The sequence below is a fragment of the Nocardia sp. NPDC005825 genome (assembly GCF_040630175.1).
Taxonomy (GTDB): Bacteria; Actinomycetota; Actinomycetes; order Mycobacteriales; family Mycobacteriaceae; genus Nocardia.
This window is the reverse complement of the sequence record NZ_JBEXXC010000007.1, coordinates 219,107-233,438: the sequence shown is the minus strand read 5'-3', so window position 1 is coordinate 233,438 and position 14,332 is coordinate 219,107. Positions and strand designations below refer to the sequence as shown.

At 68.4% G+C, this 14,332-nt stretch carries 13 protein-coding genes; 3 read left to right on the top strand and 10 right to left on the bottom strand.

What is annotated here, in order from left to right; genetic code table 11:
• Window positions 1-45: 45 nt before the first annotated feature.
• Window positions 46-1,239 carry an FAD-dependent oxidoreductase gene (locus ABZ382_RS21025; RefSeq protein ID WP_357091165.1) on the top strand — a complete coding sequence of 398 codons (1,194 nt, stop codon included), beginning with the start codon at window positions 46-48 and terminating at the stop codon, window positions 1,237-1,239.
• Window positions 1,240-1,334: 95 nt separating this feature from the next.
• Window positions 1,335-2,117, top strand: a complete 783-nt coding sequence (locus ABZ382_RS21020) for an aspartate/glutamate racemase family protein (RefSeq protein WP_357091163.1) — start codon at window positions 1,335-1,337, stop codon at window positions 2,115-2,117.
• 156 nt (window positions 2,118-2,273) lie between these two features.
• Here the strand turns inward: ABZ382_RS21020 and tuf are convergent, their stop codons facing one another.
• The 7 genes from tuf to hppD all read right to left on the bottom strand — a co-directional run bounded on the left by tuf (window position 2,274) and on the right by hppD (window position 9,456).
• A complete protein-coding gene (gene tuf, locus ABZ382_RS21015) occupies window positions 2,274-3,464 on the bottom strand; it encodes an elongation factor Tu (protein WP_357091161.1) in 1,191 nt (396 codons plus the stop codon).
• A 116-nt stretch (window positions 3,465-3,580) separates the two neighbouring features.
• A complete protein-coding gene (gene fusA, locus ABZ382_RS21010; protein WP_357091159.1) occupies window positions 3,581-5,686 on the bottom strand; it encodes an elongation factor G in 2,106 nt (701 codons plus the stop codon).
• Window positions 5,687-5,863: 177 nt separating this feature from the next.
• The gene (gene rpsG / locus ABZ382_RS21005) at window positions 5,864-6,334 is read right to left on the bottom strand and encodes a 30S ribosomal protein S7 (protein ID WP_040813378.1); all 471 of its coding nucleotides are present in this window, start codon (window positions 6,332-6,334) and stop codon (window positions 5,864-5,866) included.
• Window positions 6,334-6,708 carry a 30S ribosomal protein S12 gene (gene rpsL / locus ABZ382_RS21000; protein WP_014353064.1) on the bottom strand — a complete coding sequence of 125 codons (375 nt, stop codon included), beginning with the start codon at window positions 6,706-6,708 and terminating at the stop codon, window positions 6,334-6,336. Before rpsL ends, rpsG begins: the two co-directional genes overlap by 1 nt.
• 278 nt (window positions 6,709-6,986) lie before the next feature.
• Entirely contained in the window at window positions 6,987-7,550 is a 564-nt protein-coding gene (locus ABZ382_RS20995) for a DUF3558 domain-containing protein (protein ID WP_357091157.1), read from the bottom strand.
• A gap of 11 nt (window positions 7,551-7,561) precedes the next feature.
• A complete protein-coding gene (locus ABZ382_RS20990) occupies window positions 7,562-8,047 on the bottom strand; it encodes a DUF3558 domain-containing protein (protein WP_357091155.1) in 486 nt (161 codons plus the stop codon).
• Between the two features lie 203 nt (window positions 8,048-8,250).
• Complete coding sequence (hppD, locus tag ABZ382_RS20985; RefSeq protein ID WP_357091153.1) at window positions 8,251-9,456, bottom strand: 4-hydroxyphenylpyruvate dioxygenase; 1,206 nt, start codon at window positions 9,454-9,456, stop codon at window positions 8,251-8,253.
• A gap of 163 nt (window positions 9,457-9,619) precedes the next feature.
• Here hppD and ABZ382_RS20980 point away from each other — a divergent pair, with 163 nt between their 5' ends.
• Window positions 9,620-10,138, top strand: a complete 519-nt coding sequence (locus tag ABZ382_RS20980) for an Lrp/AsnC ligand binding domain-containing protein (RefSeq protein WP_357091151.1) — start codon at window positions 9,620-9,622, stop codon at window positions 10,136-10,138.
• Here ABZ382_RS20980 and ABZ382_RS20975 read toward each other — a convergent pair whose 3' ends face one another.
• The 3 genes from ABZ382_RS20975 to ABZ382_RS20965 all read right to left on the bottom strand — a co-directional run bounded on the left by ABZ382_RS20975 (window position 10,139) and on the right by ABZ382_RS20965 (window position 14,296).
• Complete coding sequence (locus tag ABZ382_RS20975) at window positions 10,139-11,251, bottom strand: winged helix DNA-binding domain-containing protein (protein WP_357091149.1); 1,113 nt, start codon at window positions 11,249-11,251, stop codon at window positions 10,139-10,141.
• A gap of 87 nt (window positions 11,252-11,338) precedes the next feature.
• The gene (locus ABZ382_RS20970) at window positions 11,339-12,313 is read right to left on the bottom strand and encodes an NADPH:quinone oxidoreductase family protein (protein WP_357091148.1); all 975 of its coding nucleotides are present in this window, start codon (window positions 12,311-12,313) and stop codon (window positions 11,339-11,341) included.
• 111 nt (window positions 12,314-12,424) lie between these two features.
• A complete protein-coding gene (locus ABZ382_RS20965) occupies window positions 12,425-14,296 on the bottom strand; it encodes a protein kinase (protein ID WP_357091146.1) in 1,872 nt (623 codons plus the stop codon).
• Between the last annotated feature and the right edge of the window lie 36 nt (window positions 14,297-14,332).

Here is a 14,332-nt window from a genome sequence, read left to right as displayed (position 1 = left end):
GCCGACACGTCGGTGGGGGCCTGCGGGAACCGCTAAGGTGGGCACATGTCGCACTCGGTAGAACAGGTTCTAATTGTCGGTGGTGGACTCGCGGGATTGCGCACCGCAGAGGAGCTCCGACGTGCCGGTTACACCGGTGAACTGACCCTGCTGAGCGACGAGAACCACGCCCCCTACGACCGGCCGCCGCTGTCGAAGCAGTACATGCGCGGCGAAACCGACGACACCGCGCTGCGGCCCGCCGAGTTCTACGCCGAACAGGACATCCGGCTGCGCCTGGGCGTCACCGCCACCGGCGTCGACACCGACACGCGCCGGGTCCGGCTCTCCGACGGCACCGAAGCCGCCTACGACGCCCTCGTCATCGCCACCGGCCTGCGGCCGCGCCGCATCCCCGGACTGCCCGAGGTGTCCGGCGTGCACGTGCTGCGCTCGCACGACGACGCCGCGGCGATGCGCGAACACCTGGGCTCGGCCCGGAAGGCCGTCATCGTGGGCGCCGGGTTCATCGGCTGCGAGCTCGCGGCCAGCTTCCGGGCGCGCGGGCTCGACGTCACCATCGTCGAACCGCAGCCCACTCCCCTGTACGCCGCGCTCGGCGAGCAGGTCGGCGCGCTGGTGGCCCGGCTGCACGAGGCCGAGGGCGTCGAGCTGCGCTGCGGCGTCGGGGTGGAAACGCTTGTCACCGAGGGCGACTCGGTGCGCGGGGTCCGGCTCGCCGACGGCAGCGTCGTCGACGCCGACCTGGTGGTCATCGGCATCGGCTCGGTGCCCGTCACCGAGTGGCTCGACGGCTCCGGCATTCCGCTGGCCGCGCCCGCCGACGGCGGCGGCGTGCTCGCCGACGAGACCGGGCGCACCTCGGTCCCCGGCGTCTGGGCGCTCGGCGACGTGGCCGCCTGGCCGCACGCCATCGGCCGCAACAAGCGCGTCGAGCACTGGACCAATGCCGGCGAGCAGGCGCAGGTGCTGGCCGCCGCGCTGCTGGGCGGCGCCCCGGCCGAGATCCAGGTGCCGTACGTGTGGAGCGACCAGTACGACATGAAGATCCAGGTGCTCGGCATCCCGGCGCTGGCCGACGAGATCGAGATCGTGGAGGACAAGGGCCGCAAGTTCCTGGCCCACTACCGCCGCGCGGGCACGCTGGTCGCCGTGGTCGGCGCGAGCATGGCGGGCAAGGTCATGAAGGCCCGCGGCGAACTCGCCGCGAACCTCCAGCCGGTGGCTACCGCGGGCTGAACGGGAGCCGGGAACCGCTCGGTTACACCTCGACAACCACGACATTCCGACCCGCGGTTCGCGATCAGGCCGGTGCTTTCACTACCGTGCAGGGTGTGATCGTCGCGCTCATCGACTCCGGACTGGGGCTGCTGCCCACGGCCGCCTGGTTGCGGAAGCTGCGGCCCGATCTCGACCTGCTGCTGCTCAACGACCCCGACGGCGCGCCCTGGGGCCCCAAGCCCGAGCAGTGGGTCATCGACCGGGTGCTGGACACCGCGCGCCTCGCCCTGCGCGAGGGCGCGGAAGTCATTGTGCTGCCCTGCAATACGGCCAGCGTCACCGCGCTCGAACACGTCCGCGCCATGGTCGGGCCCGAGGTGCCGGTGATCGGCACCGTGCCCGCCATCAAACCCGCCGCGGCCGCCTGCGCGAAGGTCGCCGTCTGGGCGACCGCCGCCACCACCGGCAGCGCCTACCAGGCCGGGCTGATCGCGCAGTTCGGCGGCGACGCCGAGGTCACCGGGGTCGCCTGCCACGGGCTCGCCGACGCCATCGACCGCGGCGACCTGCCGGTCATCGCCGAGGCCATCGCCGCTGCCGCCGCCCGCACCCCCGCCGACACCGAAGGCATCGTGCTCGGCTGCACCCACTACCCGCTCGTCCTCGACGACATCCTCGCCGCGCTGCCCACCGGGGTGCGCGTCTTCGACAGCGCCGAGGCCGTCGCCGGGCAGACCCTGCGCCGCATGGACGCCCTCGGACGGCCCACCGCGGGGGCGGGCGCCGTCCGCATCCTGGCCTCCGGGCGTCTTGCCCAACTGCCTTCCGCCGCAGCGGCTTTCGAATCCGGCCGCCTGCTCGGCGCGACCTGCGAGGACCGGCTCACCGCCTCCTGATCGCTCCCCCGGACATGCGAAAGGGCCGCTCCCCCAAGGGAAGCGGCCCTTTCGCATGCGGCGACTCGACAGACGCCGAAAAGGCAGACGGCGCCGCCCCTTTCGGAGCGACGCCGTCTGTCAGCGATTCAAGGAATCACCAGGTGATTCAGCGAATCACTTGATGATCTTGGTGACGCGACCGGCACCGACGGTGCGGCCACCCTCACGGATCGCGAAACGCAGGCCCTCGTCCATGGCGACCGGCTGGATGAGCTTGACGGTCATCTCGGTGTTGTCGCCGGGCATGACCATCTCGGTGCCCTCGGGGAGGGTCACGACGCCGGTCACGTCCGTGGTACGGAAGTAGAACTGCGGGCGGTAGTTGTTGAAGAACGGGGTGTGGCGGCCGCCCTCGTCCTTCGACAGGATGTACGCCTGGCCCTCGAACTCGGTGTGCGGGGTGGTGGTGCCCGGCTTCACGACGACCTGACCACGCTCGACGTCGTCACGCTTCAGACCACGAACCAGCAGACCGACGTTGTCGCCCGCCTGGCCCTGGTCCAGCAGCTTGCGGAACATCTCGACACCGGTGATGGTGGTCTTCTGCGACTTCTCGCGGATGCCGACGATCTCGACTTCCTCGTTCACGTTGATCACACCGCGCTCGATACGACCGGTGACGACGGTGCCACGACCGGTGATCGTGAAGACGTCCTCGATCGGCATCAGGAACGGCTTGTCGGTCTCACGGACCGGGTCCGGGATCGACTCGTCGACAGCGTTCATGAGCTCCAGCACGGACGCGGTCCACTTCGGGTCGCCCTCGAGCGCCTTCAGGCCGGAGACGCGCACGACGGGGGCGTCCTCGTCGAACTCCTGCGAAGCCAGCAGCTCGCGGACCTCCATCTCGACGAGCTCGAGGATTTCCTCGTCGTCGACCATGTCGGACTTGTTCAGCGCGACCAGGATGTAGGGCACGCCGACCTGGCGGGCGAGCAGCACGTGCTCACGGGTCTGCGGCATCGGGCCGTCGGTGGCGGCCACGACCAGGATCGCGCCGTCCATCTGGGCGGCACCGGTGATCATGTTCTTGATGTAGTCCGCGTGACCGGGGGCGTCGACGTGCGCGTAGTGGCGCTTCTCGGTCTGGTACTCGACGTGGGAGATGTTGATCGTGATACCACGAGCCTTCTCCTCCGGCGCCTTGTCGATCTGGTCGAACGCGAACGCGGCGTTCACGTCCGGGTAGGTGTCAGCCAGCACCTTGGTGATCGCGGCAGTCAGCGTGGTCTTGCCGTGGTCGACGTGACCAATGGTGCCGATGTTGACGTGGGGCTTCGTCCGCTCGAACTTCGCCTTCGCCACTGTGGTCCTCCTGGACTAGTTAGTGCGTGCTTTTTTGCAGCAGTGCGGTTTGTATAACAGGGGGTCGTTCGACGACCACGCGGGGCGGACTCTCGAGAATCCGCCCCGACAGCGAATTACTCGCCGGTCGCCTTGGCGATGATCTCCTTCGACACGTTGGCCGGAACCTCCGCGTACGAATTGAACACCATCGAGAAGTTCGCCCGGCCCTGGGTCTTCGACCGCAGGTCACCGATGTAGCCGAACATCTCCGAGAGCGGAACCAGCGCCTTGACGACACGGGCACCACTGCGTTCCTCCATGGCCTGGATCTGGCCACGGCGGGAGTTCAGGTCGCCGATCACTTCGCCCATGTAGTCCTCGGGCGTGGTGACCTCGACCGCCATCAGCGGCTCGAGGATCACCGGACCGGCCTTGCGGGCCGCTTCCTTGAGGGCCATCGCGCCGGCGATCTTGAACGCCATTTCCGAGGAGTCGACCTCGTGGTAGGCGCCGTCGAGCAGCGAAGCCTTCACGTTCACCAGCGGGAAGCCGGCCAGCACGCCGTACTGCATGGCGTCCTGGATACCAGCGTCGACCGAAGGGATGTACTCACGCGGAACGCGGCCACCGGTGACCTTGTTCTGGAACTCGTAGGTGGCGCCGTCCTCGGCGTCGACCAGCGGCTCCAGAGCGATGATGACACGGGCGAACTGACCCGAACCACCGGTCTGCTTCTTGTGGGTGTACTCGTACTTGTCCACCGCCTTGGTCAGGGTCTCACGGTAGGCCACCTGCGGCTTACCGATGTTGGCCTCGACCTTGAACTCGCGCTTCATGCGGTCGACGTAGATGTCGAGCTGGAGCTCACCCATACCGCCGATGACGGTCTGGCCGGTCTCCTGGTCCAGCTTCACGTTGAAGGTGGGGTCCTCCTCCGCGAACTTCTGGATCGCGGTGCCCAGCTTCTCCTGGTCGGCCTTGGTCTTCGGCTCGATGGCCACCTCGATGACCGGGTCCGGGAAGGTCATGGACTCCAGCACGATCTGGTTCTGCGGATCGCACAGGGTGTCACCCGTGGTGGTGTCCTTCAGACCGATGACCGCGTAGATGTGGCCGGCCACGGCCTCGGGAACCGGGTTCTCCTTGTTGGAGTGCATCTGGAACAGCTTGCCCAGACGCTCCTTCTTGCCCTTGGTCGCGTTGATGACCTGAGCGCCGGAGTCGACCTTGCCGGAGTACACACGGACGTAGGTCAGCTTGCCGAAGAACGGGTGGGTGGCGATCTTGAACGCCAGCGCCGCGAAAGGCTCGTCCGAGGACGGCTTCCGGGTCAGCACCTCGTCCTCCTTGCCGGGCACGTGGCCCTGCACGGACTCGACGTTCAGCGGCGACGGCAGGTAGGCCACGACCGCGTCGAGCATGGGCTGGACGCCCTTGTTCTTGAACGCGGAACCACACAGCACCGGGTACAGCTCGGAGTTGACGGTCATCTTGCGAATCGCGCCCTGGATCTCCTCGACCGAGAGCTCCTCGCCGCCGAAGAACTTCTCCAGCAGGGCCTCATCGGACTCGGCGACGGTCTCGAGCAGCTCCTGGCGGTACTGCTCGGCCTTCTCCTTGAGGTCGGCCGGGATCTCGACGACCTCGTACTGCTCGCCGAGCTTGGTCTCGCCCTTCCAGACCTTGGCGTTCATCTCGACCAGGTCGACGATGCCCTCGAAGGTGTCCTCGGCGCCGATCGGCAGCTGGATGACCAGCGGCTTCGCGCCCAGGCGGTCCTTGATGGTCTGAACGGTGAAGTAGAAGTCAGCGCCCAGCTTGTCCATCTTGTTGACGAAGCAGATACGCGGCACGTCGTACTTGTCGGCCTGACGCCACACCTGCTCGGACTGCGGCTCGACGCCTTCCTTGCCGTCGAACACCGCGACGGCGCCATCGAGCACGCGCAGCGAACGCTCCACCTCGACGGTGAAGTCGACGTGGCCGGGGGTGTCGATGATGTTGATCTGGTTGTCGTTCCAGTAACAGGTCGTCGCGGCGGACGTGATGGTGATGCCGCGTTCCTGCTCCTGCGCCATCCAGTCCATGGTGGCGGCGCCATCGTGAACTTCACCGATCTTGTACGTGATACCGGTGTAGAACAGGATGCGTTCGGTGGTGGTGGTCTTGCCCGCATCGATGTGGGCCATGATGCCGATGTTGCGGACCTTGTTCAGGTCGGTGAGCACTTCCTGTGCCACGGAAATCTTCCCCGCTCGTAGCTAGTTGGGATTCAACGGGATAGGCCCTGGGGTTCCTGGGCCATCGGTGTCAACGTCGGGCGCGACGCGTAAGTGCCTCGCTTGCAGCAGCTCGGCGGTCGCGCCCGACATGTGACTCGTCTCCCGGCACTTCCGAACGGAGGGCCGGGCCACAGGTCACCAGCGGTAGTGCGCGAAGGCCCGGTTCGACTCGGCCATCTTGTGGGTGTCCTCGCGACGCTTCACCGAAGCGCCCAGGCCGTTGCTGGCGTCCAGCAGCTCGTTGGCCAGACGCTCGACCATGGTCTTCTCGCGGCGAGCGCGGGAGTAGTTGACCAGCCAGCGCAGCGCCAGGGTGTTGGCGCGGCCCGGACGGACCTCGACCGGCACCTGGTAGGTGGCGCCACCGACACGGCGGGGCTTGACCTCGAGGGCGGGCTTGACGTTGTCCAGCGCGCGCTTCAGCGTGACGACCGGATCGGTGCCGGTCTTCTCGCGAGCCTGCTCGAGGGCGCCGTAGACGATGCGCTCGGCGGTGGACTTCTTGCCGTCCAGCAGGATCTTGTTGACCAGCTGCGTCACCAGGGGCGAGCCGTAGACCGGGTCGTTGATCAGGGGACGCTTGGGAGCGGGACCCTTACGCGGCATTAGCTCTTCTCCTTCTTGGCGCCGTAGCGGCTGCGGGCCTGCTTGCGGTTCTTGACACCCTGGGTGTCGAGCGAGCCGCGGATGATCTTGTAGCGCACACCCGGGAGGTCCTTCACACGACCGCCGCGCACGAGCACCATCGAGTGCTCCTGGAGGTTGTGGCCCTCACCGGGGATGTAGGCCGTGACCTCGACCGCGCTGGTCAGGCGAACACGCGCGACCTTACGGAGCGCGGAGTTCGGCTTCTTCGGGGTCGTGGTGTACACGCGAGTGCACACGCCACGACGCTGCGGGCTCCCCTTGAGGGCCGCAGTCTTGGTCTTGGCGACCTTGTCGCGGCGACCCTTGCGGACCAGCTGGTTGATGGTTGGCATAGACCGGCTTTCCTTATTAGTAACCAGGTGTCTGGAACTTCATGTCTTTGTCATTCGAGCTTTCCGCCCAGTTCCCGCGGCATTTCGCCGCCACGGGGTCGGGCGTGTCGTACGCAGCTCGGAGCCCTTTTCAAGGCACGCTGAAAAGGTCAGCCGCTCTCGCTGGCCTACGTACTGCGCATCAACTTGCCCGAATGCTTCCGGGCACAGCGGTCCACGATACCCGCGGGCTCTATGCGGGGCAAAAGAGGGTCCCCCCGCCGGGGCTGGTAGAGCCCTTATCGAGCCAGGTTCAACGTCAACTCCACCAGCTTGCGAGCCGCTTCACAGGGGTCCGCGTGCCGAGATCCATTGCGGTAGTTGACCCACCAGCCGACGATGCCGGTATCCGCGGCCGGGGCGCTCACGCCGCACGAGTCCGGATCGTTCGGGCGATGCGTCTCCAGCGAGCGCCGGCCCTGCACGGTGATGTCGTTGGTCACATACTTCAGGCGGTCGTTGTTGGCCTTCTCGTTGGCCAGCGAGCCGAGCTCGTACCAGCTCAGCGTGACCATGCCGCTGCCCGCGGCGCCGCCGGTCAGATTCCACATGCAGACCGCGCCGTTGAACGACGGCTCCACATACATGTTGTCGCCGACCGCCTTGCCGATGTCGTCGACCGCGACCACCTGGCATTCGCGCAGCAGCTTGTCGAAGTTGGTGTTGATGCGGGGCGAGCCGCCGGTTCCGGTGGTGCCGCCCGCGGGCAGCGCGGTGCCCGGCACCGTCTTGCCACAACCCGCCAGGGCCGCGGTGAGGGCGAGCACAGACGCGGCGACGGCCAGCTTGCTGCGACGCGGCATGGCGGTCCTCCTCATCCGAGCCGCTGCACGGTCAGTTCGGCCATCTTGCGGGTGCGGTCGCAGGGATTGCCGAGATTGCCGCTGCTGAACGCGCCGTAGGAGATGGACCATTCGAAGAAGTCGTCGTCGAGCTGCACCGCGAGATCACAGACCGCGTTGCTGGGGTCCAGCGCCTGGAAGCCCTTGCGCCCGCCGACCTCGATACTGGCGGGGGTGCGGCCGACACTGGCCACCCACGCCTTCTCGCGATCGATGGGGCTGCCACGGTAGGAGGCGAAAGTCACGCTGGAGGAACTGATTCCGCCCGCCTGCCAATTGCAGCCGGTGGAGTTCTTGAAGACGGTGGTGAGGGTCCCGAGCCCGCCCAGGTCCCGGACCTCGTCGTCGGTGAGGTGGCCGCACTCCCCCACGAACGGCCCTAGCGTCGCCACCTTGGGTGGCGTGCGCAACCCCGGAGCGTCCTCTGAATCCTTGGTCCCCCCACACGCCGACAGCACCAGAGCGAGGACCGACCCCGCAACGATCGCTGACGAGGTGCCCCATTTGCCCCTCCGCTTCGCTACGGGGCGGGTTCGCGGCCCCGAGGTCTCGATTCTTCCCTCCTCCGCTCCTCCGCTTCGCTCCCCCGCTCCGTCAGTCCAGAATCGAGACGGCCGCGAACCATCTGAGTTCATGGTCTGGACGGTACCGGAATTGGCGCCTAGAGGTTTCCGCGCAACTCTTGCTCACGCTCGATCGCCTGGAAGAGCGCCTTGAAGTTTCCCTTGCCGAATCCGAGGGAGCCGTGGCGTTCGATGAGCTCGAAGAAGACGGTGGGGCGGTCGGTGATCGGCTTGCAGAAGATCTGGAGCAGGTAGCCGTCCTCGTCGCGGTCGACCAGGATGCCGCGGCGCTGGAGTTCGGCGACCGGGGCGCGGACGTGGCCGATGCGGGCGCGCAGTTCCGGATCCTCGTAGTAGCTGTCGGGGGTGTCGAGGAATTCGATGCCCTCGCGGCGCAGCACGTCGACCGCGGTGAGGATGTCGCCGGTGGCCAGGGCGATGTGCTGGACGCCGGGGCCGCGGTAGAACTCGAGGTACTCGTCGATCTGGGAGCGCTTGCGGCTCGGGGCGGGTTCGTTGAGCGGGAACTTGACCCGGTGGTTGCCGTTCGCCACGACCTTGCTCATCAGCGCCGAGTAGTCGGTGGCGATGTCGTCGCCGACGAATTCGGCCATGTTCTCGAATCCCATGACGCGCCGGTAGAACTCGACCCACTGGTCCATGCGCCCGAGTTCCACATTGCCGACCACGTGGTCGATGGCCTGGAAGATGCGCGTCGGCTGGCCGGGGCGCGGGGCGTAGCCGGAGCGGCGGGGCTGATAGCCCGGCAGATACGGGCCGTAGTAGCGGGAGCGGTCGACGAGGCTGTGCCGGGTGTCGCCGTAGGTGGCGATGGCGGCGGAGCGGACGACCCCGTATTCGTCGCCCTCGTCGTGCGGTTCGACCAGGACGGTGGCGCCCTGGGCGCGGGCGCGGCGGATGCAGCGGTCCACGTCCGGCACCTCGAGCGCGATGTCCACCACCCCGTCCCCGTGCCGATCGTGGTGTGCGACAAGCGGACTGGCCGGGTCGACCGCACCCTTGACCACGAAGCGGGCGCCGCCGCTGCGCAGCACGAACGCCTTGTGGTCGCGATTGCCGGTCTCGGGCCCGGCGTAGGCCTCGAGCCGCATGCCGAACGCGGATTGCAGGTAGTGCGCGGTCTGGGTGGCATTGCCGACCACCCACACCAGCGCGTCCCAGCCCAGCACGGGGAAGGGGTCCGTGGCGTCGTCGTGGTCGATCAGGCCGACCAGGCGGCGCAGTTCGTCGTCGCCGGGCAGGTCGCCGGACCGCGGGCGCTGGTGTCCTGCGTCGATGCTCATGTGATCAGGAAAAGCCCAGCGGTCGCCACTAGGCAATATCGCCGAAATTCACTGAACACTGTGGTGAATCGCACCACCATCCGCCGCCGGGTGCTGGACAATTTGAATAGCAGCGAACTCACGAGCGGAGGTTCCGCTCGACCCCCTGAGTGGAGGCTCCGCGATGTCCCGCACGCCCGCCCGGCTGGATGAACTCGACCTGGCCATCCTCACCGCCATGCACGAGTACCAGAAGGCGGGCATCCTGGAACTCTCCCGCCGCACCCGGGTCGCCCGCGCCACCGTGCAGTCCCGCATCGCGCGGATGGAGGAGGCGGGGGTGATCTCCTCCTACGACCCGCAGATCGATGTCACCGCGGCCGGTTTCGACGTGCAGGCCTTCGTCACCCTGGAGATCGCGCAGGGCGCGCTGGACGCGGTCGCCGTCGACCTCGAGGCCATCCCCGGCGTGCTCGAGGCCTACGCGACCACCGGTTCCGGGGACGTGCTGTGCCGCATCGGCGCGGACTCGCACGCCGGGTTGCAGGCCGTGCTGCTGAGCATCGACCGGACCAGTTCGGTGGTGCGGTCGCACAGCGTGGTGGTGTTGTCCACGGTGGTCCCCCACCGCACGCTGCCGCTGCTGCGGACGCTCACGCCGTCGGGATCGAGCAAGGCCCCGGCGTATCGCGCCGCGCACTGATCACGGGCGCAGGTCGGCTCCGGGATCGAGGATCTCGACGGTCGGTGTGCGATCGGGTTCCGAGAAGGCCAGCAGGGCATGGGCTTCCGCCTCTACCGCGGCACGATCCGCGGTGGACCAGGCAGTGTGCGGGCTGATGCGCAGAGCCGCGGTGTCGCCTTTGGTGAAGACCTTGTAGACGCCGGACAGGAAGCCGTCGACGAGGATCGGGGAGACCTGGTTGGCGAAGGCGCGCAGGGGCGGGGCATTGCCGTCGGGGACGATGCGGGTGCGGTCCTGATGGGACAGCAGGGCGTTGTCGTACCAGCCGAGCAGGCGCACGGGGGCGGGGGTGTCCGGGTCGGCCAGGGTCGCGTCGGCGGCGTCGTAGAGGGTGCGGCCGCGGTCGTCGGTGTAGGTGCGGACGCGGTCGCCCAGTTTCGCGACGGCGGGTTTCATGCCGGTCAGCTTGGACCAGGTCTGCATGTCCATGGTGGTGGCCGGGCCGAAGGCGCGCAGGTACCGGAGCAGCAGTTCTTCCATGGGATACCCGGGGTCGGGGGGTGCGCCGAGCCACGACTGGACGCGGGACCAGACCGGGCGGCTGCTGTCGCCCCAGCGCCCGCGGGGCGGGGTCTGGAGGACGGGCAGCTGGTAGAGCCAGGCCTGGACGATCGCGCCCGGATCCCGGTCGGGGTAGCGCGCGGCCGCGTGCTCGCGCAGGGTGGCGGCCGGGGTCGGGTCGTCGCCGAGCACCGATTCGCCCTGGGCGCGAACCTCTTCCGGGTCCAGGCCGACCAGGGCGCCGTAGTTGAAGCCCTTGCGGAACGGGATCTTCTCCAGTTCCGGCTGGATGTGCGGGGCGATGCGCAGCGCGTCCGGCGGGGTGACCAGGTGAATGGTGCCGCGCATCAAGGTGATTCGCACCAGTGAGCGGTCGTCGAGCGCGGCCGACACCGTGGCCGGGTCGAAATCGGCGGTGCGGCACCACAATGCGACGAACGGCGGCAGCATGTCCTGCGCCTGCAGGCCGACGAGATGGTCACACAGGTCGTGGGCGCCGAGCGTGGACCGTTCCAGCAGGTGCTGGCGTTCTAACAGAGTCCGGTTCAGGACCCGGGTGGACAGCTTCACGCTCGTCGACGCTACGTGAGCCGCGACCGGTTCGCCCGTGTCAGCGCCCGATCGCGGCTCGCGTCACGGCGAGCGTGACGTCCGAATTCAGCGGAGCGTGACGACGACTTTGCCGGTGGCGGTGCGCTTGTCGAGCGCGGAGACCGCCTCGGCGGTGTGCGCGAGGCTGTAGAGCAGCGGCTCCGGCGGGGTGATCTTGCCGTTCGCCAGCAGCGGCTCCACCTCGGCCCACTGTTCGCGCAGGTAGCCGGGGTGGCTCATGACCCATTCGCCCCAGGCCGCGCCGATCACCTCGACGTTCTTGAGCAGCAGGCGATTCACCTTCACGGTGGGGATGTCGCCCGCGGTGAAGCCGACCACCAGGACGCGGCCGCCCGAGGCCAGCGAGCGGATGCTGTCGGTGAAGCGGTCGCCGCCCACCGGGTCCAGCACGATGTCGACGCCGCGGCCGCCGGTCAGTTCCTTGACCGCGGCCAGCCAGCCGTCGGTGAGCACCACGTCGGTGGCCCCGTTGGCACGCGCCACCTCGGCCTTCTCCTCGGTGCTGACCACCGCGATCACCCGGCCCGCGCCCAGCGCCTGCGCCATGCGCAGCGTGGAGGTGCCGATGCCGCCGGCCGCGCCGTGCACCAGCACGGTCTCGCCCGGGGCCAGGCGGCCGCGGTTGCGCAGGCAGAAGTGCACGGTCAGGTCGTTGAACAGCACGCCCGCGCCGGATTCCAGCGAGACGTTGTCGGGCAGCTTGAAGACCATGTCGACGGGCGCGACCGCGACCTCCGCGGCGGCATTGCCGAGCAGCGTCAGCGCGATCACCCGGTCCCCGGCCTGGACGTGCGCGCCCGCCGGGGCCTCCCGCACGATGCCGCCCACCTCGCAGCCCACGACATAGGGCAGCGGCGGCTTCATCTGGTAGAGCCCCCGGGTCATGAGCACGTCGGGGAAGGCGATCCCGGCGGCGTGCACGTCGATGACGACACCGCCCGGGTAGGCGACCGGCTCCGGAATATCGAGAACCTCGATCGCTTCCGGGCCTTCCAGCTTGCTCACCACGGCTGCGCGCATTCGCGATCAACTCCGATCAATCCACCGGCGGATACCTGCCGAAACTAGCCGATACGGACACACCCTGCCAACGATCATCCATCGGACACGAGGTTTCTCGCGGAACCGGGCTCAGCGGTGGGCGTACTCGACCATGGATTCATTGGCCGCGACCTGACCGTCCTTGGTGATGACCAGGCCGTACGCGGTGATGCGGTACTGGGTGCCGTCGGTGGGGTTGGTGACGGTGAAGCCGCCGTCGGCGTCGGGCTGTGGATCCATGATCTGGATGGTCGCGCCATCGCTGATACGCAAACCCTTGTAGTAGTAACGGCCGATGGTACTGAGGCACACGACCAGCCGCGACTTCTCGGTACGCCCGATCACCATGGCCGATTCAGACGAATCGCACCGCGGCTTGTCGAAGAAACCTTGTGCATCCGCATTGGATACGTTCGCGCTCAAGGGGCGCAGCGAGGTGGTCGGGACGGCGACCGACGTGGTGTACGTGCCCGCACTGTTCCCCGCGCGAGTCGTGGTGACGGTGGCGCCCTCGTTGCCGCCGCCGGAATCGTTGCCCGACAACAACACCCAGGCCAGCACCGACCCGAGCACCAGGACCACGCCGAGCAGCGCTCCCACTACCAGCGGCAGCGAGCCACGGTCCTTGGGTGGCAACGGCAATGGCGCGGAAGGATGTTCGCGCGGCGCCGCGGACCGATCGACGAACCCGGGGAGATACCCGGACTGCCCGGCGACGGTCTGCCGTCGCACCGTCGGATCGACAGGTCCCGGCGCGACCGGGGCCGGCTGCCCGGGGACCTGCTCTCCGCGTGAGTAATCCGCCGGACCGGCGGAAGGGCCGACCCGAGAGTTGTCCACAGGCATCCCAAGGGGGTGATCCACAGGCCCCGCCGGGAACGCCTGTGCGGCGCGCGAATTGTCCACGGGCGCGGACGGGTGCGTCTGCGGTCCGGACGGATACCGCATCGGACCGGACGGGTCGACGCCTCGGACCGGGCCGCCGACCGGCGGATTCATCTGGCGCGCGGGATCGGCCGGGCCCGAAGGGTTGTCGAGATAGTGCGGTTCCGAATGACCGGGCGGGACGGCCGGATTGCCGATGGTCGGCGGGGCGGGCGGCACCGTGGTGCGGGTCGGTTCGCCGTGCGCGGCACGCAGCAGCGCGGCACGGGCGGCCCGCGCGAGCTGGCCGGCGGTGGCGTAGCGGCGGCCGGGCTCCTTGGCCATGCCGATGGCGACTACCTGGTCCAGGCCGACCGGGACGCCGGTGCGGACGCTGGGGCGCGGCGGCGGGGTCAGCATGTGGGCGCGGATATTGGCCAGATTGCCGGTCACCCGGAAGGGCGGGCCGCCGGTCAGGCATTCGTAGAGGACGCAGGCCAGGGCGTAGATATCGGCGCTCGGCGAGACGGTGGCGTTGTGCTCGAAGCGTTCCGGCGCCATGTAGGCGAAGGAGCCGATGGCATTGCCGGTCTGGGTGAGCTGCACGTCGGATTCGGTGTGCGCGATGCCGAAATCCACCAGGTAGGCGAACAGGTCGCCGGTGAGCAGGATATTGGCGGGCTTGACGTCGCGGTGCACCAGGCCGTTCTCGTGCGCGGAGTCGAGGGCGGCGGCGATCTGCTCCACCACGGCGACCGCGCGCGCGGGCGGCAGCGGGCCCTCCTCGAACAGGTAGGCCTTGAGGTCGCGGCCGCGGACCAGCCGCATGTCGATGAACAGGACCCCGTCCACCTCACCCCAGTCGTGCACCGGAATGACGTGGGGTTCCTGGAGTTTGGCGGCGGTGCGGGATTCGCGGCGGAAGCGTTCGACGTAGGTGGGCTGCCGGGCCAGGTCCACATCGAGCAGTTTCACGGCGACCACCCGGTCGCGCACGGTGTCGTAGGCCTCGTAGACCTCGCCCATGCCGCCGACCCCGAGCAGCCGCCGCAGTTCGTACTGCCCGAACCGCGAACCAGCCCTCTCCCCTGCGGCCACCCGCGTCGTCCTCCCTACCGCCGGATGCACTCCGGG

Bases quoted from the DNA above. Each gene is read 5' to 3' on its own strand.
- rpsG (WP_040813378.1), bottom strand. From the start codon at position 6,334: ATGCCGCGTAAGGGTCCCGCTCCCAAGCGTCCCCTGATCAACGACCCG.
- ABZ382_RS21025 (WP_357091165.1), top strand. From the start codon at position 46: ATGTCGCACTCGGTAGAACAGGTTCTAATTGTCGGTGGTGGACTCGCG.
- ABZ382_RS20970 (WP_357091148.1), bottom strand. From the start codon at position 12,313: ATGCGCGCAGCCGTGGTGAGCAAGCTGGAAGGCCCGGAAGCGATCGAG.
- hppD (WP_357091153.1), bottom strand. From the start codon at position 9,456: ATGAGCATCGACGCAGGACACCAGCGCCCGCGGTCCGGCGACCTGCCC.
- rpsL (WP_014353064.1), bottom strand. From the start codon at position 6,708: ATGCCAACCATCAACCAGCTGGTCCGCAAGGGTCGCCGCGACAAGGTC.
- ABZ382_RS20980 (WP_357091151.1), top strand. From the start codon at position 9,620: ATGTCCCGCACGCCCGCCCGGCTGGATGAACTCGACCTGGCCATCCTC.
- ABZ382_RS20995 (WP_357091157.1), bottom strand. From the start codon at position 7,550: ATGCCGCGTCGCAGCAAGCTGGCCGTCGCCGCGTCTGTGCTCGCCCTC.